Origin of the sequence: Pseudarthrobacter phenanthrenivorans (genome assembly GCF_000813845.1) — a bacterium.
Taxonomy (GTDB): Bacteria; Actinomycetota; Actinomycetes; order Actinomycetales; family Micrococcaceae; genus Arthrobacter; species Arthrobacter phenanthrenivorans_B.
Map to the genome: position 1 here is coordinate 1 of NZ_JWTB01000005.1, position 19,015 is coordinate 19,015.

13 protein-coding genes are annotated in these 19,015 nt (G+C 68.0%); 6 read left to right on the forward strand and 7 right to left on the reverse strand.

Translation table 11 applies throughout. From position 1 onward, the window contains the following. Window positions 1-24: 24 nt before the first annotated feature. Window positions 25-693 (reverse strand): lipoyl(octanoyl) transferase LipB, encoded by a 669-nt coding sequence (gene lipB, locus RM50_RS01940; RefSeq protein ID WP_043449414.1) that lies wholly within the window; start codon window positions 691-693, stop codon window positions 25-27. Between the two features lie 141 nt (window positions 694-834). Between lipB and RM50_RS01945 the strand changes: the two genes are divergently transcribed. After that, window positions 835-2,526: a serine/threonine-protein kinase gene (locus tag RM50_RS01945; RefSeq protein ID WP_043449416.1), complete on the forward strand. Its 1,692-nt coding sequence runs from the start codon at window positions 835-837 to the stop codon at window positions 2,524-2,526. A 66-nt stretch (window positions 2,527-2,592) separates the two neighbouring features. Here the strand turns inward: RM50_RS01945 and RM50_RS01950 are convergent, their stop codons facing one another. Continuing rightward, complete coding sequence (locus tag RM50_RS01950) at window positions 2,593-3,495, reverse strand: TIGR01777 family oxidoreductase (protein WP_043449418.1); 903 nt, start codon at window positions 3,493-3,495, stop codon at window positions 2,593-2,595. A gap of 73 nt (window positions 3,496-3,568) precedes the next feature. Here RM50_RS01950 and RM50_RS01955 point away from each other — a divergent pair, with 73 nt between their 5' ends. Next, window positions 3,569-7,087 carry a S41 family peptidase gene (locus RM50_RS01955; RefSeq protein ID WP_043449419.1) on the forward strand — a complete coding sequence of 1,173 codons (3,519 nt, stop codon included), beginning with the start codon at window positions 3,569-3,571 and terminating at the stop codon, window positions 7,085-7,087. 92 nt (window positions 7,088-7,179) lie between these two features. On the opposite strand, the gene RM50_RS01960 is transcribed toward RM50_RS01955, so the two are convergent. The 5 genes from RM50_RS01960 to RM50_RS01980 form a co-directional block, all read right to left on the reverse strand. After that, window positions 7,180-7,608 carry an OsmC family protein gene (locus RM50_RS01960; protein ID WP_043449421.1) on the reverse strand — a complete coding sequence of 143 codons (429 nt, stop codon included), beginning with the start codon at window positions 7,606-7,608 and terminating at the stop codon, window positions 7,180-7,182. 140 nt (window positions 7,609-7,748) lie between these two features. Further along, window positions 7,749-8,102, reverse strand: a complete 354-nt coding sequence (locus RM50_RS01965) for a hypothetical protein (protein WP_043449423.1) — start codon at window positions 8,100-8,102, stop codon at window positions 7,749-7,751. Between the two features lie 148 nt (window positions 8,103-8,250). Continuing rightward, on the reverse strand, window positions 8,251-9,993 hold the full coding sequence (gene sucB, locus RM50_RS01970; RefSeq protein WP_043449424.1) for a 2-oxoglutarate dehydrogenase, E2 component, dihydrolipoamide succinyltransferase: 1,743 nt from the start codon (window positions 9,991-9,993) through the stop codon (window positions 8,251-8,253). A gap of 114 nt (window positions 9,994-10,107) precedes the next feature. Next, complete coding sequence (lpdA, locus tag RM50_RS01975) at window positions 10,108-11,490, reverse strand: dihydrolipoyl dehydrogenase (RefSeq protein WP_043449426.1); 1,383 nt, start codon at window positions 11,488-11,490, stop codon at window positions 10,108-10,110. Between the two features lie 264 nt (window positions 11,491-11,754). After that, window positions 11,755-13,278, reverse strand: coding sequence for a leucyl aminopeptidase (locus RM50_RS01980; RefSeq protein ID WP_043449427.1), 1,524 nt, complete (start codon window positions 13,276-13,278; stop codon window positions 11,755-11,757). 257 nt (window positions 13,279-13,535) lie between these two features. Here RM50_RS01980 and RM50_RS01985 point away from each other — a divergent pair, with 257 nt between their 5' ends. From RM50_RS01985 to RM50_RS02000, 4 genes are all read left to right on the forward strand, one after another. Next, window positions 13,536-14,474 (forward strand): proteasome assembly chaperone family protein, encoded by a 939-nt coding sequence (locus RM50_RS01985; RefSeq protein WP_043449430.1) that lies wholly within the window; start codon window positions 13,536-13,538, stop codon window positions 14,472-14,474. Between the two features lie 51 nt (window positions 14,475-14,525). Then, window positions 14,526-15,872 (forward strand): MFS transporter, encoded by a 1,347-nt coding sequence (locus RM50_RS01990; RefSeq protein ID WP_043449431.1) that lies wholly within the window; start codon window positions 14,526-14,528, stop codon window positions 15,870-15,872. A 112-nt stretch (window positions 15,873-15,984) separates the two neighbouring features. Further along, window positions 15,985-17,310: a DUF4192 domain-containing protein gene (locus tag RM50_RS01995; protein ID WP_043449433.1), complete on the forward strand. Its 1,326-nt coding sequence runs from the start codon at window positions 15,985-15,987 to the stop codon at window positions 17,308-17,310. 324 nt (window positions 17,311-17,634) lie between these two features. Then, window positions 17,635-18,957, forward strand: a complete 1,323-nt coding sequence (locus RM50_RS02000; protein ID WP_043449435.1) for an RNA polymerase sigma factor — start codon at window positions 17,635-17,637, stop codon at window positions 18,955-18,957. Window positions 18,958-19,015 lie beyond the last annotated feature (58 nt).

The following is a 19,015-nucleotide window of genomic DNA, read 5'->3' on the forward strand; positions in this document are numbered from 1 at the left end:
TCTTCCGGCCTTCAGGTGCCAATGTCACAGTAGAGCTCCTTCAGGGCTCGAAACCAATGCTTCTTCATGCTTGCGGAATTCCTCCACAAAACGGTCCACGATGTCCGCCGGCCGGATGTCCCGGCCGGTTTCCTGGGACATGGTGGTCACCCCGGCATCGGTGATGCCGCAGGCGATGATCTGGCCGTAAGGGGCCAAATCGTTGCTGCAGTTGATGGCGATGCCGTGCATGGTGACCCCGTTCAGGACGCGGATGCCGATGGCGGCAATCTTGCGGTCCGGGCCCTTGGCATCGGCCTTGAGCCACACGCCGGCGCGCCCCTTGATGCGTTCGGCCTTGATGCCGTAGTCCGCCATGACCGCAATCATGATCTCTTCCAGGCGTTCCACGTAGTCCCGGATGCCGGACCGGTTTTTCAGCTTCAGGATGGGGTAGGCCACCAGCTGTCCGGGACCGTGCCAGGTAAGTTTGCCGCCACGGTCCACTGCAACGACAGGTGTGCCGTCGAACGGCCGCTCGTGGTCCTCCGTGAGCTTGCCGGCGGTGTAGACGGCGGCATGCTCCAGAAGCAGGACAGTGCTGGGGGCATCCCCGGCGACAACCTTGTCATGGAGTTCGCGCTGGGCGTCCCAGCCGTCCATGTAATCAACGAAGTCGGGGGCAAGACCCAGCTGTGAAAACTCAAGAGTCATGCCATCCAGCTTAGACCCGGAATCTGCGCCGGCCCCGTTTAGTGTCCAAGCTCACCGGCGGCACCCATTGTGACTGCTGCGGCCGGCCGGCGCCTGTGGATAACTTCTGCGGCCATTCCGAATCTCCGCTAGACATGGACCATGGACGATGCACAGGCTCCAAACGTTCCCGGATACGACGTCGGCCGCCTGCTCGGCCGGGGCGGCAGCGCGGACGTGTGGCTGGCCCGGGAACAGCGGAGCGGCCGGCAGTACGCACTCAAGTGTTTCCGCGCCGGCGGCGGCACGGGGGACGGGCACGGGACTTCGCGGACCGGTGGGGCCCCCACCGACGAGGACGTCCGGCGGGAAATCCGGATTCTGTCGGTCCTGGACCACCAGCACCTCATCCGGGCCCATGATGCGGTGCGCACGGCAGCACCCACGGGCGGCCCGGCCTTAACCATGGATTACGCCGCCGGAGGTTCGCTGGCGCAGCTGCTGGCAGCCCGCGGCAGGCTCAGCGTGGGGGAGACGGTCACCGTCCTGACGCCCATAGCCCAGGCCCTGGGCTACCTGCACGGCAAGGGCTTCACGCATTCGGACGTGGCACCGGGAAATATCCTGTTCACCGGACAAGGCAAACCCATGCTGTCCGACCTGGGTGTTGCACGCATGCTCGGCGATCCGGGCACCGCCGGCGCCGGGACGGCCGGCTTCACGGACCCTATGCCGGTCGATGCCGTGCGCGCCGGCCTGCAGCCGGAGCGGGATGTGTATTCCGCAGCCGCCCTCGGCTGGTACTGCCTGACCGGGGAAGCGCCGGGCAGGACTTCCCACCGCCCGCCATTGTCCCTGCTGGTCCGCGGTGTCCCCACGGACCTTGCGGTGGCCCTGGAAGCCGGCCTGAACGAGGACCGGCGGCTGCGGCCGAATGCGCTGGCGTTTGCCGCTGCGATCTACCGCAGCGCCGAACCCCAGCCGGTGGACCTGTCTACCGCCGTTCATCCCACCGTGCTGCCTGAGCTGCTGACGCGCCGGGCCGCTCCCGCCGCGGGGAAGGGCGGCCGCTTGCGCGCGAAAGTGCAGGGCCTGCGGCGGCGGGCGGCCACGGCGCGCTGGGACGGCCGGCCGGCGGCCGCACCGGGCCGGGGCCTGGCCCGGGAACTACCGGCAGGGGTACCGCGCAAAATGCCGGCGCCGCATGGCAAACATGCCGGACCGCACCCTCCCGGCCGGGGAAGGCAGTTGCTGCTGCGGTCCCTCCTGCCCGCGGCAGCTGCCGTTACGGCGGGAGGGTGGATGCTGCTTGGACCGGCCGGGCAGGAGCTATGGTCCGGCCACGCCGCCGCAAGGCCGGAAGCACCAGCGGCCGCCGTGCCGCCTGCCGCTGCAGCCCCGGAACCTCCCGCCGCCGGAGGCAAGGGAGATACGGTGGCGCTGGCCGCGGCAAGGGAACGGGCCAACGCCGCCGACCCCGTTACTGCCGTGCGGGGCCTCTCCGTGATGCGGGACACCGCCTTCAGTACCGGAGACCTGGACCTCCTGGCAGCCGTGAACGCCCCCGGCTCATCTGCGGCAGCCGCGGATGGGCGCATCGCCGGGCAGATGGCCGGCTCCGCCCAGCGGCTGGCCGGATTCACTACCCTTCTCTCGGACGTTGCCCCGGAGGGGACGCAGACCGCCACGCAGGTGGTCGTCAGGCTGACCTCCTCCACCTCCGGCTACCGGACGCTCGATGCCGGGGGCAAAGAGCTGGCCGAAGGACCGCCCGGCCCGGCCCGGCCGCTGAGGCTGGTCCTGGTATCGGTGGACGGGCGATGGATGATCAGCGACATCCTGCCGGGTGAATAGACCGCGGAAGGTGTCGGGTTCACAAAGCCGTGCCTGGCCCTGCCCTGCAACCTGCCGTGGGCGCAGCTAAGCTTTGCGGTCCCGGCCAACCACCCATTGTGCGGCCTCGTCCAGGCGCGCGTACTGCCAGGGATAGCCGGCGGCTGCAAGGACTGCCGGCTCCATCCGCTGGCTGTGCAGCAGGAGCTCTTCGCCCAGCCCGGGCATGACGGTGCGCAGTACGGGGGCCGGAACCCGAAGGGCCGCAGGACGGTGCAGGGCGCCGGCCAGCGCGGCAACGATGGTGTTGACATCCGCCTGCTCCGGCGCGGCGACGTTGACGGGGCCTGATACATCGCTGTCCAGGAGGAAAAGGAAAGCGGCTGAAACATCCGGAAGTGCCACCCAGGGCCAGAACTGGCGGCCATTGCCAAAGGGGCCGCCAAGGCCAAGGCGAAGCAACGGAAGCAGCTTGCCCAGGGCTCCGCCCGACCGGCTGAACACCACACCGGTGCGGGGTGTCACCACCCGCACGCCTGCCGGTGCCGCCAGGGCAGCCTGCTCCCACTCAACGCAGATCTGCGCCAGGGTCCCCGTGCCGGGAGGGGCGTCCTCGCGCAGGACGGTGTTGCCGGCGTCGCCGTAATACCCCGATGCCGACTGGCTGATGAACGTTGCCGGCGGGGCATCCAGCTTCGCCATGGCCTGGACGAGTGTCCGCGTCGGTTCCAGCCGGGAACTGAAGAGCTCCGCAACCCGCTTCCGAGTCCAGGGCTTGTCGCCGATGCCGGCGCCGGACAGATTGACTACGGCGCCGGCGCCGGCAAGTGCCCCCGGATCGAGGGTGTGGGACGCCGGGTCCCAGCGGACCTCGCCGGGCCCGGCGGGTGGCCGTCGGACCAGGGTCACCACCGTGTGGCCGGCATTGCGGAAGGCTGCGGACATGGAGGTGCCGATAAGCCCTGAGGCGCCGGCCATGACGATATGCATGGTCCATCTCACCACGGCAGCGCCCGTTGTGTGCCTCCCGCAGCGCAGCGGAGGGGTTGACTATGATCGAACGATGACCTTTTCGAGCTACTTCCGTTTCCCGCATGTGCACGGTGACCTGGTTACTTTCGTGGCCGAGGACGACGTGTGGATTGCGCCCCTGGACGGCGGCCGGGCCTGGCGTGTCTCGTCGCTCCAGCTTCCTGCCCGCAATCCCCGTTTCACCCCCGACGGGAAGCGGCTGGTGTGGACAGTGGTGCAGGGAACGGCCCCGGAGGTCGTGTCGGCAGAGGTCGACGGCGGCGGGTACCGGCAGCTCACCTACTTTGGGCACAGCACCACGAAGGTGAAGGGCTTCACCGCTACCGGTTCGGCCGTGGTCACCAGCGCCTTCCGGCAGGCGGAAAGCCGCCACACCTACGCGTACAGCGTGCCCCTCGAGGGCGGCTGGGCCCAGGAACTTCCGTATGGCCCGGTGGAATCAGTTGCCTACGGCCCCGAGGTGGGCGACGAACGTCCCGTGGTCCTGGCCAGCGTCCTGTCCCGTGAACCTGCATGGTGGAAGCGGTACCGCGGCGGAACCGCCGGCAAGCTCTGGATCGACCGCGATGGCAACGGCGAGTTCGAGCGGCTGGTGCCGGACCTCGACGGCAACCTCACCGATCCCCTGTGGGTGGACGGCCGGATCGCCTTCCTCTCAGACCACGAAGGCTACGGCAACCTGTACTCCGTCCTTCCTGACGGAACCGGCCTGCGCCGGCACACCGACCACCAGGACTTCTACGTCCGGCATGCTTCCACCGACGGGAAACGGGTCATCTTCGAATCCGCCGGTGAACTCTGGGTCCTCCACGACCTTGGCTCGGAGGCCGTGAAGCTGGACATCACCCTTGGCTCCGCCTCGCAGACGAGGCGTCCCGCGCTGCTCGATGCCGTCAAGCACCTGGGAGCCGCAGCACCCGATGCCACCGCCTCCGCCAGTGCCGTGGAGTCACATGGAACCATCCACTGGCTGCGGCACAAGGATGGGCCCTCCCGCATCATCGAGGCCACCCCCGGCGTCCGGGCCCGGCTGCCCCGGCCCCTCGGCGACGGCCGGATCGCCTACATCGCCGACCACGACGGCGTGGAGGGATTGCACATCAAGGACATCGCCGCGCCGGTTCCCTACGGCGCCGGGCCGGTGGAGGCACCGGCCGGCAGCGGCGCAGCAGCGTCCGAAACTCCCGGTTCCGGGAACCCTGACGGGGGCACGCCCGACGGGCAGGACGCCATCCGCCTGCCCCAGCCGGTGCCCGCCGCCGGCGCGGCAATGCTGGCAGGCGGCCACATCCACGTTCCGGCGGACGACGAGCAGCAGGCGGATGTGGCGCCGCAGGCTGAAACTGCCCCGGCTGAGGCCCCGGCAATTGCCGCAGAGGACCACCTCACGGTCCCGACGCCGTCGCGCGCCAGCTCGCTGGAAGCAAGCCCGGATGGCCGGTGGGTTGCCCTGGGCACGTCGTTCGGCGACGTGTACGTGGTGGATACCCGCACCGGGGACCTGACCCGGGTTGCCAGCATCGGCGAAGGCAGCATCTCCGAGCTGGCCTGGTCGGCGGACTCGCGCTGGCTCGCCTGGTCGGAACCGGTCACCTCCTTCGGTTCCCGCAGCCGGCTGCGCCTGGCCACCGTGGACCGGCTCGATGCCGCGCCCGTGGAGGTCACGGACGGCCGCTTCCGCGACGCCTCCCCCGCCTTCACCCCGGACGGCAAGTTCCTCGCCTTCCTCTCCAACCGCAGCTTCGACCCCGTCTACGACGGGCACTCGTTCGACCTGTCCTTCCCCAGTCCCATCAAGCCGTACATGGTGGCTCTCGCCGCGGAGACGCCGTCGCCCTTTGGCCCGTCGGTTGATCCGGCGGGCGGTGAGGAGCAGGACGAAGCCTCCGGCGCTGGGGCAGCCGACACCGCTGCCGTTGCGGCGCCTGCCGTCACGGTGGATGCGGAGGGCCTGGCGCACCGCGTGATCACTGTCCCCGTGCCGCAGGGCAATTACAGCTCGCTGGCCGCCGTGGACGGCGGACTCCTTTGGCTGGACTCCGTCCTGTCCGGCGTGACCGGCGACGGCAAGGCCAGCCAGGAGGACAAGGACGCACGCCCCAGCCTGGTCCGCTACGACATTGCCCGGCGCCGGCAAACCACCCTGTCCGACTCCGTGGACAGCTACCGCCTGTCCGGCGACCGGAGCAAGGCAGTGCTGGTGTCCGACAAACAGGTCACGGTGATCCCATCCGACGCCAAGGCGGACGAGGAGTCCGGCAAGCTGGTCAAGGTGGACCTGAGCCGGATCCGTGTGGTGATGGACCCCTTGAGCGTCTGGGGACAGGCCTTCGACGAGGCCTGGCGCCTGCAGCGCGACTTCTTCTGGACCGAGGACATGGCCGGCCAGGACTGGGACTCCATCCACGCGCGCTACCGCCCCCTGGTGGAGCGCCTGGGCTCGCATGACGACCTGGTGGACCTGCTGTGGGAACTGCACGGCGAACTGGGGACATCCCACGCCTACGTGCGCCCCGCTGCCGTCACCGAACGCGGAAGCCGGGGCCAGGGGCGGCTCGGCGCCGATCTGGCACACACCCCCCGCGGATGGGAAATCACCCGGATCCTCGCCGGTGAGTCATCCGATCCGTTGGCCACCTCTCCGCTGACGCGGCCCGGCGTCGGGGCGAAGGCGGGCGACATCCTGCTGGCCATCGACGGCGTCCCGCTGTCCGCCGGCGTCACACCCGCCATGCAGCTGGTGGGGGCCGCCGGCCGCGCCGTGGAGCTGACCCTCCTCAACGGCCCCGGCCACGGTGCCGGCGAAGGCACCCAGCGCCGCGTCGCCGTCGTGCCCGTGAAGGATGAGGAGCGCCTGCGCTACCAGGAATGGGTAGCCGGCAACCGGCGGACCGTCCGGGAAGCCTCCAACGGCACCTTCGGTTACCTGCACATCCCGGACATGATGGCCAACGGCTGGGCCCAGCTGCACCGCGACCTGGACACCGAAACGGCGCTCGACGGCCTGATCGTGGATGTGCGCCGCAACCGCGGCGGCCACACGTCCCAGCTCGTCGCGGAACTGATCGGCCGCAAGGTGACCGGCTGGAGCATGCCGCGGGGTGAGAAGCCGCGCACCTACCCCCACCACGCACCGAGGGGACCGGTCATCATCCTTGCAGATGAGTTTGCGGGGTCCGACGGCGACATCATCACCCAGGTCTCGAAGCTGCGGGGCATCGGCCCGGTGATCGGAACCCGGACGTGGGGCGGTGTGGTGGGCATCGACAACCGCTTCGCGCTGGCTGACGGTACCGGTGTCACCCAGCCCCGCTATGCCAACTGGTTCAGTGGAGGGGTGGGCTGGAGCGTGGAGAACTACGGCGTTGATCCGGACATCGAGGTGGCCTATCCGCCGCACGCCTACGCTGCAGGACGTGATCCGCAGCTGGAGTACGGCATCGGCGCACTAAAGGAAATGATCCAGGAACTGCCCACCGACCGGCCGCCGGCGCGCTCAGGCTACCGCCGCCTGAAGCCCGAACCGCTGCCGGCCCGCCAGGAAAACTAGCAACGGCAAAGGCCCTGTTCCTTCCCGGAAGACCGGGAGGAACAGGGCCTTTGCATGTTTCAGGCCGACTTGTCAGGACCGGCGGCGCGCGCCTAGGACTGGAGCGTGGCGTCGAGGGTGATATCGATGCCGGCGAGGGCCTGGGACACCGGGCAGCCCTTCTTCGCGGCCTCGGCGATGCGCTGGAAGTCCTCTTCCGAAATGCCGGGGATGCGGGCGTTGAGGGTCAGGTGGCTGCCGGTGATGCCGGTGCCGGGCTGGAAGCCAACCTCAGCCTTGGTGTTGACCTCTTCCGGGGTGAAGCCGGCCTGGCTGAGTTCATGGCTGAAGGCCATGGAGAAGCAGGCCGAGTGCGCCGCGGCGATCAGCTCTTCCGGGCTGGTCTTTCCGCCGGCAGCCTCCGTGCGTGCCTTCCAGGTGACATCGAAGGTGCCCAGTCCCGAGCTGTCCAGGGTGGTGTTGCCTGAGCCTTCGGTCAGGCTGCCGGTCCATACGGTGTGGGCGTTGCGTGTTGTAGCCATGTCTCTCCTCAACGTCGGTTCGATCCGGGTCCGGTGCGTTCGCTGCCGGGCCCACCGTTGTCCATCCTAGGGACCACGCACCTCCGGTGCACGGGTTGTCCGCTCTCAGAGGATTGTGACCGCTGCTGCGGCCGGTGTGGCTACTGCCAGATGGTGGCGATCGCGATATTGAGCAGGGCAAGGCCGCCGACGCCGTGGGCGAGGCCGGTGGAAACTGGCTGTCCGTTCTTGACCCTGCGGGAGCCAATGACCGCCAGGACGGCAACCACGACGGCGATGACGAACTTGATGCCCAGTTTGGCGTAGTTGGGATCCTTGTCCGGCAGGAACGGAAGGATGCCCATCATGGCGATGCCGGTGAGGAGCTGCAGGAAAGCGCCGTCACGCTGGCGCGGGTGGACGGTGGGCGTGCGCATCGTGGCGATCCAGTACCCCACGATCATGGCGGCGCCCACCACGTGCAGGAAGACCAGGATGTTGAACAGAATAGTCATGGCCCTAGCTTAGCCAGTCAGTTCTACGGCCCGTAGCAAAGCCACGCTGGCCACCCGTGCCGGGTGGCCGTTAAACAACGACGGCGGTGCGCCTCGCCGGTGGTTATCCCACCTTTGGCACCCGCCGCCGTCGTGTGCTTGCCTGTTGCTACAGTCCCAGGTCTGCTTCGAAGGCGCCTTCTTCGAGGCGTGCCTTCAGGGTCTGGAGGAAGCGGCCGGCGTCTGCACCGTCCACGAGGCGGTGGTCGTACGTCAGCGACAGGTACATCATGGAGCGGATGGCGATCGAGTCGTCACCGTTCTCGTCGGCAACCACGACGGGACGCTTGACGATGGCACCGGTGCCCAGGATGCCAACCTGCGGCTGGTTGATGATGGGGGTGTCGAACAGGGCCCCCACCGAACCGATGTTGGTGATGCTGAACGTGCCGCCGGACAGTTCGTCCGGGCCGATCTTGCCATCGCGGGTGCGGGAGGCAACGTCGGCGATCTTGCCGGCAAGACCGGCGAGGTTCAGGTTGCCGGCGTCGGCGATGACCGGGACCAGCAGGCCCTTGTCGGTGTCGACGGCGATCGCCAGGTGTTCGGCGTTGTGGTACGTGATTTCCTGCTTTTCCTCGTCGTAGGCAGCGTTGAGCTTGGGGTGCTGCTTGAGGGCCTCGGCGACCGCCTTGGCGATGAAGGGCAGGAAGGTCAGCTTGGTGCCGTTCTGCGCCTGGAACGAGTTCTTGGCGCGGGCACGGAGCTTGGCAACCTTGGTCATGTCCACCTCGTGGACCTGAGTCAGCTGGGTGGAGATTTCCAGCGACTCGCGCATGCGGCGGGCGATGACCTGGCGGATGCGCGGAGCCTTCTGGGTGGTGCCGCGCAGCGACGAGGCGGCCGCACCCGAGGCAGCCGGAGCTGAGGCAGCCGGGGTAGCAGCCGGAGCGGCTGCGGGAGCGGCCTTCGCTTCAGCGGCGGCAAGGACGTCCTGCTTGCGGATGCGGCCGCCGACGCCGGTGCCGGAGAGCGAGGAGATGTCCACGCCGTGCTGGTTGGCCAGCTTGCGGACCAGGGGAGTGACGTAGCCGGACTCGGAACCGCCGGCGGACGGCGCTTCCTGGGCTGCCGGCGCAGGTGCGGCGGCTGCTGCGGGTGCAGCCTGGGGCGCGGGAGCCGGAGCGGCTGCGGGGGCGGGTGCCTCCTGCTTGGGGGCTTCCTGCTTCGGCGCCTCCTGCTGGGGAGCGGCAGGTGCAGCCTGGGGTGCCGCGGCAGCGGGTGCGCCGGAACCGATGACGGCCAGTACAGACCCTACCTCGGCGGTCTCGTCCTCGTTGACCCGGATTTCCTGGAGGGTGCCGGCCACCGGGGACGGGATCTCGGTGTCAACCTTGTCGGTGGAGACTTCCAGCAGCGGCTCGTCCACCTCGACGGAGTCGCCGACGGCCTTGAGCCAGCGGGTCACGGTACCTTCGGTGACGCTCTCGCCCAGTGCGGGGAGGGTGACCTCGTGGCCTTCGCCGCCGCCGGCAGCCGGAGCTTCCTGGGCGGGGGCTGCTTCGGCAGGGGCCTCCTGGGCGGGAGCTTCCTCAGCCGGTGCTGCTTCGGCAGGGGCTTCCTGGGCGGGGGCTGCTTCGGCCGGGGCTTCTGCGGGTGCGGAGCCGCCGCCGGAGCCGTCGCCGATGCGCACCAGCGGCGCGCCTACTTCAGCGGTCTCATCTTCAGCGACCAGGATTTCTTCAATCACGCCAGCTACAGGAGAGGGGATTTCAGTGTCTACTTTGTCGGTGGAGACTTCGAGCAGCGGCTCGTCCACCTCTACCCGGTCACCTACCTGCTTGAGCCAGCGGGTGACGGTTCCTTCGGTGACACTCTCACCGAGGGCGGGCAAGTTAACGGATTCAGACATGTCGTCCCCGTTCTCCTTATTGATCTTTAGTGCGAATGGTTGCTGCCTTGTTGGAAGCCTGGTGCACCCGGCCTGCGCGGCCGGGTGCACCTGGCCTGGTAATGCTGTTGAAAATTAGCCGTGCAGCGGCTTTCCGGCCAGCGCCAGGTGGGCTTCGCCGAGGGCTTCGTTCTGGGTGGGGTGGGCGTGCACCAGCTGCGCCACATCCTCCGGGTAGGCTTCCCAGTTCACGATCAGCTGGGCCTCGCCCACCTGCTCGCCCATGCGGGCACCGATCATGTGGACGCCCACCACGGGGCCGTCCTTCTGGCGGACCAGCTTGACCAGGCCGGAGGTGCCCAGGATGGAGCTCTTGCCGTTGCCGGCCAGGTTGTATTCCTGGGTCTGCACCTGGTCTTCGCCGAACTTTTCCTTGGCAGCCTTCTCGGTGTAGCCGACCGTGGCGATCTCGGGTTCGGAGTAGGTGACCTTGGGGATGTTGATGTCCTCGACAACCACCGGCTTCAGGCCGGCGATCTCCTCGGCCACGAAAATGCCCTGCTGGTAGCCGCGGTGGGCCAGCTGCACGCCGGGAACGATGTCGCCGACGGCGTAGATGTTGCCCACGCCCGTGTGCAGGCGCTCGTTGGTGATGACGAAGCCGCGGTCGATGGTGATGCCTGCTTCCTCGTAGCCGAGGTTGGCGGTGACGGGGCCGCGGCCAACAGCGACCAGGAGGAGGTCGGCCTCGAACGTCTTGCCGTCCACCAGGGTGACCTTCACGCCGTCGTCATTCTGCTCGACGCCCTGGAAGAAGACGCCGGTGGAGAACTTGATGCCGCGCTTCTTGAAGGCGCGCTCGAAGTTCTTGATGATGGTGGCGTCCTCGTTGGGAACGAGGGAGGGCAGGCCTTCAACGATGGTGACGTCCACGCCGAACGACTTCCAGACGGAGGCGAATTCGACGCCGATGACGCCGCCGCCGAGGATGATGGCGCTCTTCGGGATGAGGTCCATGGTCAGAGCCTGGTCGGAAGTAATGACCTTGCCGCCGATTTCCAGGCCCGGGAGGGTGCGGGAGTAGGAGCCGGTGGCCAGCACGATGTTCTTGCCCTTGTAGGCGGTGCCGTTCACCACGACGGTGTCGGTGCCCTGGAGCTTGCCTTCACCTTCGATAACGGTGATGCCCTTGGACTTGATCAGGCCCTGCAGGCCCTTGTACTTGCCGGCAATGATGCCGTCCTTGTAGGCGTTGACGGCGTTGATGTCGATGCCGTCGAGGGTGACGTTCACGCCGTACTTGGCGGAATCACGGGCGTGGTCGGCCAGCTCTGCGGAGTGCAGCAGGGCCTTGGTGGGGATGCAGCCGTTGTGGAGGCAGGTGCCGCCCAGCTTGCCTTTCTCCACGAGGCCGACGGTGAGGCCGAGCTGTACTGCACGCAGCGCCGCAGCGTATCCGCCGCTGCCGCCACCGAGTACCAGGATGTCGAATTCTTGCGCAGTTGCCTGATCGGCCACTTAAACGCTCCCTCGCGTGAACGATGACGCGATCAGCGCGCATCATCTGGTCTTGGAACTTGCACTGCCGTGATTATGTCAGCAGGGCAACTCTCTTGCATTTGTGACTACCGTGGTTCACCTTAGCGAACCACCTATCCATGCTCCACCTTGGCGCTGCGTTTGTGGAGCGCTTGTGTCCAGTGTCACGCGGCTTTGTGGCACAGGGATCACTTGCGCCGCAAGGCCGCGTGACACGGCCCGTGGCCCCGCCGGGGCGTAGGCTCAGGCCGCGGCCAGGAGGTCCTCGACGTACGCAACCAGGGTGCGGACGGTGCATCCGGTGCCCTGCTTGTGGGTGTAGCCGTAGGGGCTGCCGTTGTTGAAGGACGGACCCGCGATGTCGATGTGCGCCCAGGGGATCTGTTCGCCCGCCTTGTCCTTACCCACAAACTCGCGCAGGAACACGGCGGCGGTCATCATGCCGCCGTGTCGTTCGCCGATGTTGGCCAGGTCCGCCACCTGCGAGTCCAGGCTGGGACGCAGTTCCTCGGGCAGCGGCATGGGCCAGACCAGCTCCCCCGCGCGGTCGGCTGCTGCCTTGAGCGGCCCGGTGACCGTTTCGGATCCCATGATGCCGGCGGTGCGGTTGCCCAGGGCGATGAGCTGTGCCCCCGTCAGGGTGGCGACGTCGATGATGGCGTCCGGGTATTCGCGGCTTGCGGCGACGATGCCGTCCGCCATGACCAGCCGGCCTTCGGCATCGGTGTTGAGGACTTCCACCGTTTTGCCGCCGAACATGGTCAGGACGTCGGCCGGGCGCGACGCCCCGCCGCCGGGCATGTTCTCCGCGATGCAGAGCCAGGCGGTGGCCTTGACCGGGAGGCCGAGGCCGGCGAGGGCCAGGACAGTGTTAAGGACGACGGCGGCGCCCGCCATGTCGCTCTTCATGTCGCCCATGTTCAGGGCCGGCTTGAGGGAGATGCCGCCGGTGTCGAACGTGATGCCCTTGCCCACCAGGGCGATCTTGGCGGTGGCTTTGGCAGGGGAGTACTCGACCTTGACCAGGCGCGGCTGGCGGCTGGAGCCCTTGCCGACGCCCATGATGCCGCCGAAGCCTTCCTTCTCAAGGCGCTTCTCGTCCCAAACGGTGACCTTGACGGGCAGGCCCTTGGCGAGGTCCTTGGCGGCCTCCGCAAACGATTCGGGGTAGAGGTGGCTCGGCGGTGTGTTGACCAGGGAACGGGTGGCGTTCACGGCCTTGGCCACCAGGCCGGCACGCTTCAGGGCAGCGTCCAGGTCCCCGGTGCCTGGGAGCTCCGTGAAGATCACGGCGTTGCGGACCGGGTCTTTGAGCCCGTCCGTGGAGGACCGGAACTCAGTGAAGGAGTAGGCGCCCAGCGCGGCACCCTCGGCCACTGCCGCGACGTCCTGGACGGTCGCCGTCGGGAATGCCAGGGTGACCGTGGCGAGGCCTGCCAGCTGCCGGACTGCCGATCCCGCTGCCCTGCGCAGCGACTCGCCCGCGGGCTGCTCTGACGCGGAAACCTTGCCCACGCCGGCAAGGGCCAGGATGCCGGCGCCGGTTTCGGGCAGTCCCGGGAGGCGGACCAGCTGGTCCGCGGCGCCCGTCACGCCGAGTCCCTTGAGCGAGTCGGCGAGGGCCTCTGCGGACTTCGCCGTCAGCGGGTTGTCCAGCAGGACGGGCCCGTCGCTTCCCTGCCCCACCCCGATGACCACTGCGTCGCTGGGGTTCCTCTTAAGGTCCCGCGAGACGGTACTAAAGTTGATTTCAGTATTCTTGACCACAGGGATGAGTCCTCGATTCTCGAAACGTTCGGGGCAGGGATGCATGTTGGGCGCTCTGCCAAGGGTGTCCCGGATCCGGCCGTTCCGGACGGTTCCCGGTGCGTGCAGGCCCGCTTGGCAGGCCAGTTCCGATCGTAGCCCTTCCCCGGCGCAGCGGGAGAATTTCCTGAGATGTGCACCACACCGCGCCGCGGAATGCCGGCCGCCCCTGCCGCGTTATGAATGATGTCCGCCCGTACCCCTGAAAGGAACATGCCGTGCTTGAACGGATTTCCGGCTCCCTGCTGGACCCCGACGCGCTCTATGCCAGCAACATCGAGCTGTTCCACAGCTCCGAACTGCGCGGGCTGAACATGGTCATGGGCTTCACCGGGTTCGCCGACGCCGGCCACGTGGTCAAGCAGATCAACGCCGAACTGCTGGACACCCTCGACGCCCAGCCGGTCGCGGTTTTCGACGCCGACCAGCTCATCGACTACCGGTCCCGCCGGCCGCACCTGACCTTCGTCGAGGACCACGTCCAGGACTACCAGGAGCCCCGGCTGGCCCTCTACCGCCTGGTGGACGGACTCGGCAAGCCATTCCTCCTGCTGGCCGGGTTCGAGCCGGACCTGCAGTGGGAACGGTTTGCGCGCGCCGTGGTGAACATTGTGGAGAAGCTCGACGTCAACCTGGTCACCTGGATCCACTCCATCCCCATGCCCGTTCCGCACACGCGGCCCGTGGGAGTCACGGTGCATGGCAACCGGCCCGAGCTGATCGAGGGCATCTCGGTGTGGAAGCCCACCGTCGAGGTTCCTGCCGCCGTCGGACACATCCTGGAGCTCCGGCTGGTGGAAGCCGGGCGCAACGTGGCCGGCTACGTGATCCACGTTCCGCACTACCTGGCCGAAGCGGAGTACCCCACCGCGGCCGTTGCCGGGCTCGAATACCTGGGCGCAGCCACCTCCCTGATGCTCCCCACCGACCGGCTCCGTGAATCGGGCCGGGAAGTCAGCCGCCAGATCGCGGAACAGATCGAGGCCTCCGAGGAGGTCCAGCAGGTGGTGGCGCGCCTCGAAACCCGGTACGACGAGAAGGCGGACGGCATGGTCCGCCGGTCCCTCCTGGCGAACGAAAACGATGAACTCCCGGACGCTGACGATCTGGGCGCCGCCGTGGAGGCCTACCTGGCCAGGGAAAACCCGGGGCAGTAAGACCGGTCACAGCCGCAGGGTACGCGGGGAAGCGCCGGGCATAATGAAGGGGTGACTGCACCCCGCGCCTGGCTTATCTGGACCATTGGAATTTTCGGGTACCTGGTGGCCGTGGCGCAGCGGACCTCGTTCGGCGTGGTGGGACTCGAAGCCACCGAGCGGTTCCACGCCACCGCGTCTGCGATCTCCTTCTTCACCGTCCTGCAGCTGCTGGTCTACGCAGGCCTCCAGATCCCCGTGGGCCTGCTGGTGGACCGGTTCGGCTCACGTGCCATGATCGCCGGCGGCGCCGTCCTGATGGGACTGGGACAGCTGCAGCTGGCCTTCGCCGAAAGCATCCCAGGCGGGGTGCTGGGCCGTGTGCTGGTAGGGGCCGGCGACGCGATGACCTTCATCTCGGTGATCCGGCTCATCCCGCTGTGGTTCGCGCCCGCCCGGGTCCCGCTGGTCACCCAGCTGACCGGCATGTCGGGCCAGCTGGGGCAGCTGTTCAGTGTCCTGCCCTTCGCGCTCGTGCTGCACCTGTCAGGCTGGACCCCCGCATTCCTGATGCTTGCTGGAATGTCCGCCCTCGCCGTCGTCCTGGTCCTCCTCCTGCTACAGGATGCTCCCCCCGGCACCGAACGTCCGCATGCCCGGCAGGGGCTCCGGGCCACCGGCGCCTCGCTGGCCCGCGCGTGGCGCCAGCCCGGCACCAGGCTGGGCATGTGGAGCCACTTCACCATCCAGTTCAGCGGCACCGTGTTCGCCATGACCTGGGGCTATCCGTTCCTGATCTCGGGCCAGGGCCTGGACGCCGGCACTGTCGCCGCCCTCATGGCCCTGTACGTCGCGGCGGCCATGGCGGTGGGACCCTTCATCGGACGCTTTGTGTCACGCCATCCGCTGCGCCGCTCCACCATGGTCCTGCTGATCGCCGGCGCGACCGCCGCAGCCTGGGCTGCGGTGCTGCTGCTGCCCGGACGTGCCCCGCTGTGGCTGCTGGCCGGCCTGGTGGTGGTCCTCGCGGTGGGCGGCCCCGGTTCGATGATCGGCTTCGATTTCGCCCGGACCTTCAATCCCGCACACCGGATCGGCACTGCCACCGGGATTGTCAACGTTGGCGGCTTCATCGCGGCGCTGGTGTCCATCTTCCTCATTGGCCTGGTCCTCGACGTGCTGTATGCCACCGGGTTCTCGCAGGGGGTGCTGTACGGACTGGATCCCTTCCGGCTGGCCCTGAGCGTCCAGTTCCTCCTGCTTGCCTTTGGCGCCGTCGCCATCCTTGCCTCCCGGCGGAAGGTGCGCCGGCAGATGGCAGCCCAAGGGATCGTGGTGCCGCCGCTGCGCAGCGCCCTCGCCCGGCAGCGCCGCGAAAGCCTGGCCCGCCGCCGCCAGAAGATCTCCCCGGGCGACTGACTGCTCCTCCACAGGGCCGCCCGGCGCGGATTCCAGCCGGCTGTCTCCGGACTTGTCCACTTACACGCCGTGCTGCCTTCTGCGCGCAGGACCCTGGGCCGATGCTGGAGCCATGACAGCTCCCGAACGATTGACAGTCCGCGGCCCGGAAGACATCCTCGGCTTCATTCCCCATTCCCTGGGGTACTGGCCGGACTCAAGCCTGGTGGCCATGACACTGCACGGCACGACACTGGGCGCCACGCTGCGGCTCGACCTCCCCGGGCCCGATGGACTGGCCGACCCCTCCGCTTTCGCCTGTGCCGTCCGCCGCTACCTGGAGTCGGACCGGGAAGCGGACGGCGCGCTGCTGGCCGTCTTCACCAGTGACGCGGACATGGGTCCGCCATCGCCCTATGACCTCCTGGTGTCCGTAGTGGAGTCCGTCCTGGACCAGGCCGGGATGCCCGTCCGCGATGCCTGGTACGTCGGTGACGCCTACTGGCGGGACGCGTGGTGCACCGATGCCTCCTGCTGCCCTCCCCAGGGGCGGCCCGTCCAGGCCATCAGGGACAGCACGCTTAACACGGAGATGGTGTACCGGGGCAGCAGCGTGGGTCCGGCGCCCCGTGCCAACAGCAGGCCCGCAGCAGCAGTCCCCGCCATGCACCTGGCAGCCGTCCGTGAGGCCCAGGCCCGCTGGGAACAGGTCCTGGCCGGGCGGTCCAGGAACCGGGCACAGTTCAATGCGGTGCTCGATTTCTGGCTTATGCTGCTGACCGGGGCCACAGACCAGGCCTGGACAGCGGATGTCGAGCGCGATGCCTTCCTTCGCGCCACACTGCTTGTGCCTGCCTGGCGCGACGCCGTGATGGTGATGGCAGCCGCCGGCAGGCAGGCTGCCCTCTCCGGCGCCGAACAGTTCGGGATCTTTGTGCACGGGGACGCGGAGACGGGCAATGCCCCAGCGGTGGTGCCGCCGCTGCTCCCCGCCAAACGGCCGGGCCGGCGGCTTCCGGCGGAACAAGGGTGGTCCAAGGCCATGCGGAAATCCGCACCCGGGGCGGCGAACGGTGTGCCTGGCGCCGGCGCTGTTTCCAGCCGGGCTCCCGCCGGCTATGGCGAGGTCCTGATGGGCGCGGCACCCGACGTTCCGGACTGGGTGGCCCTGGGCGCCCTGGACCGGACCCTCGGCGAACTTGCGGTCTTTGGCGGGCCCGCGGCTGCAGCGGCGTTGACACTCCGCGGGTGGGTGGCATGGTGCCGTGGCCGGGGCTCCTACGCAGCCGCGTACCTGGGCGGGGCCCTTGAGCTGGAGCCCGGATGCCGCCTTGCCGAGCTCCTGCTGGAACTGGTGGGCCGGGGAACGCTCTGCGGCTGGGCTGCACGCAAGGACTCGGCCTGGCAAAAATTCCAGGCCGGCCCTGCAGGGGCGGCGGGAGAGGAGGAGGTGTTCTAGCCGGACGGCAACCGGCCTGGGCAGTGCAGCCAGCGGGCACCGGAGCACCCTGGCGGAGCGGGAAAGGGGGCGGCGGCGGGAACGGATGACGGATGGGGAGGCCGGATCCGGGCAAATCATGAGACAATGGATGCCGAGACCCGGTTGGGTCCGTGTATCGAGTGCTTGTAAACGGCCCGCAAGGGAACATTACAGCCGCTCCGGGAGTTGTCTTAAGTGACTCTGCCGGCCGTGGTGGCGCTTGGTTTTCACCACGGACTTGACAGGGTCATAGTGGTGTTGCCCGTATGGCGATTCCACAGACCACCGCTAGAAAGGTTTTCTGTGACCCCGTCTTCCACGAAGAAGGATTCCGCCGCCCAGGACGTCTTGTCCCCTGAGGAGAAGCAGGCCGCGACCAATGCCAAGCGGGCAGCCACGCGTGCCGCCAACAAGGCCTCGGCCGGCAAGGCTGCAGCGGACGGCACGCGCGAGCCCAAGAAGCGTGGGCCCAAGCCCGGTGCCAAGGCCGCAGCCGAAGCTGCCGGGAAGTCTGCCACCGATGTTGATCCGGACGAGGTCGAGGACGTCGAGGAGGACCTCGACGACATCGTCCTGGAAGAAGGCCCGGAGGCAACCGAGGACGCCGACGCCGACGCCGATCCCGTCAAGGGTGCCGCCGGCAGCGGCAAGGGCTTCGTCTACTCGGACGCAGACGATGACGACGCCCCCGTTCAGCAGGTCATGTCGGCCGGCGCCACGGCCGACCCCGTCAAGGACTACCTCAAGCAGATCGGTAAGGTCGCGCTGCTCAACGCCGAGCAGGAAGTCGACCTTGCACTTCGGATCGAGGCCGGCCTGTTCGCCGAGGAGAAGATCGCGGCCGACGACGGTTCCATGGATCCGAAGTACAAGCGCGAACTCGAATTCATCATCCACGACGGCAAGCGCGCCAAGAACCACCTGCTGGAAGCCAACCTCCGCCTGGTGGTTTCACTGGCCAAGCGCTACACCGGCCGCGGCATGCTCTTCCTGGACCTGATCCAGGAAGGCAACCTGGGCTTGATCCGCGCCGTCGAGAAGTTCGACTACACCAAGGGCTTCAAGTTCTCCACCTACGCCACCTGGTGGATCCGGCAGGCCATCACCCGTGCCATGGCCGACCAGGCCCGCACGATCCGTATCCCGGTCCACATGGTCGAGGTCATCAACAAGCTGGCCCGCGTCCAGCGGCAGATGCTGCAGGACCTCGGCCGCGAACCCACGCCCGAAGAGCTGGCGCTGGAACTCGACATGACCCCGGAAAAGGTCGTCGAGGTCCAGAAGTACGGCCGCGAGCCGATTTCGCTGCACACGCCCCTGGGCGAGGACGGCGATTCCGAGTTCGGCGACCTGATCGAGGATTCGGAGGCCGTTGTTCCGGCCGACGCCGTGAGCTTCACCCTCCTGCAGGAGCAGTTGCACTCCGTGCTGGACACCCTCTCCGAACGCGAAGCCGGCGTGGTTGCCATGCGTTTTGGCCTGACCGACGGACAGCCGAAGACTTTAGACGAAATCGGAAAGGTCTACGGCGTGACCCGCGAACGCATCCGCCAGATCGAATCGAAGACCATGTCCAAGCTGCGCCACCCCTCCAGGTCGCAGGTGCTGCGGGACTACCTGGACTAATCGCGGGGACGGGGCAACAAGCACTGCTTTAGAGGCAGGACTCGTTGAAGGGCCGTTC